The 1,883-nt window shown below is 43.2% G+C and carries 1 protein-coding gene; it reads left to right on the top strand.

What is annotated here, in order from left to right; all coding sequences use genetic code 11:
• A partial coding sequence (locus BVH04_RS22225) for a PKD domain-containing protein (RefSeq protein ID WP_140160645.1) occupies window positions 1-1,231 on the top strand: 1,231 nt, incomplete at its 5' end.
• Window positions 1,232-1,883: the final 652 nt, after the last annotated feature.

Genomic DNA, 1,883 nt, shown 5'->3' with positions numbered 1-1,883 from the left:
GTCTATCGTGAGCTATGCTTGGACCTTTGGGGATGGTGCGACTTCAACGGAAGCGAATCCTTCGCATATGTATGCTACTGCGGGTACGTATACTGTCAGCTTGACGGTGACGGATGCGGAAGGGTTGAGTGATGTGGAGACGATTCAGCTTGAGGTATTTGAGCCATCACCGGAATATGACTTCAGCCTGCACATCAACGCAGGTAGTAGTCAGACTGTTAGTTATGACGGTAAGGAGTTTGTAGGTGATGAGACTATAAATCCAATTCCTTATGCGAATGCGAGAAAAGATTATCAGCCTCTAGCAAGTAGTAATGAACTGTTTAGGTCTGCCAGATCATCTACTTCAATTTCGACAGGCGGTATAGTATACACGATAGACGTTCCAAATGGAGTGTATAAAGTTTCAACATATCACATTGAACAGCACTTCGGAATAGTTGGGCCTGGGGTTTCCGGAGCCAGAAGGTTTAACATTAGGGTTGAAGGAGAGAATCGTCAAACAGGAGTTGATTTATATGCTACTGGTCAAAACAATCCAGTGAAGTTCGAATTCGAGAACATAATAGTATTGGATGGTAAGCTGAATCTTGAAATAAATCCAACTCTAAGCCGATCAATAATTTCGGGTATTTCTATCGAGGGATTTGTAAGTCTCGGAGAAGCCGCTCTGCGAGTAGAGTCTGGAAGCATCCCAACCATTTTGGCCTCACCGATGGAAGGAGACGGACCGTTGAAAGTTGACTTTATGGGAGACTTAACCGGTGTGGATCAAGGTAATTTAACTTACAGTTATGACTTTGGTAATGGGACTACCTCAACTGAGAAAAATCCCAGCCATGTATTTATGTCCTCTGGAACTCATGATGTTAAGATCACGGTGAAAGACGGTAAGAATATCATTACTCAGGAGAAGCTGACAATTCTGGTCAACAAGTCGAATGAGACTGGATTCAATTCTGAGTCAGGATTTGGTAAGACTTCGATCAACATGTATCCAAATCCGGCAAGCTCGTTTGTCAATCTTCAGCCAACTGACTCCAGTATCAAGATCGCGGAAATCGGAATATTCGATATCCGAGGTCGACTGATCCAGAAGTACGAGCCAGGTATGGTGGAGAATGGTAATAAGTACACTATAAAGGTAGATGACCTAGCCGCGGGAGTTTATCTGGTAACTACCACTACTGAATCCGGTGCTACACAGATGCATCGATTGATAGTGGAATAGAAATAGTAAACCATAGCCCTAGTGAAAAGAGTCCCGGAAGTTTCGGGACTCTTTTTTTATTTTGGAGTAGCTCATCAAAAAAATTGAAAGCTTCTGGATTGTCTAAAAAATCAAGGGCAACTAATCATTCACCCTTATGACGAGTTAATTTGACATAATTGTTTTCATTCTCCTTGCAGAAACTTTCATCTTATCACAGAATATAGTGCGCCGGAGACAAAGGCTTGTTTGTCTTTTTACCATGCATCAATGGTTATAAAACATGTCGTCCCGATGGGTCTTTTTACGGATGATTTTCGTCGCAGATTTTGTAAGGGCGAATAATCAGTCGCCCCTAAAAACATTTTACTTTGTACTATCCTCAACGTTTATATGTGTTCCGATTTCCTAAAGCTAGGGTTGCAAACATCCACATAGCCAATCTCCCCTTTAGGGGGTGGGGGGTTAGCAGATTTGCATAGTATTAGGGCGCGGTGGGAGGCTGCAATAGCGGGCCAGGCGGCTGGATGGCGGGGAGAAGCATTATTGCAGCAGGGCTTTTAGTTACTTTTGGCCTCAAAAGTGGCAAAGGATAAGACTTTTTACTGTAGCAATGAATATCTCCTCGGCAAACCTTTCATTTTCACCTAAGCTCTAGGCCGCGGGAAATAGG

This window comes from Algoriphagus antarcticus (assembly GCF_002150685.1).
GTDB classification, from domain to species: domain Bacteria; phylum Bacteroidota; class Bacteroidia; order Cytophagales; family Cyclobacteriaceae; genus Algoriphagus; species Algoriphagus antarcticus.
The sequence above is the reverse complement of the archived record's forward strand: the minus strand, read 5'-3'. Positions and strand labels throughout refer to the sequence as shown.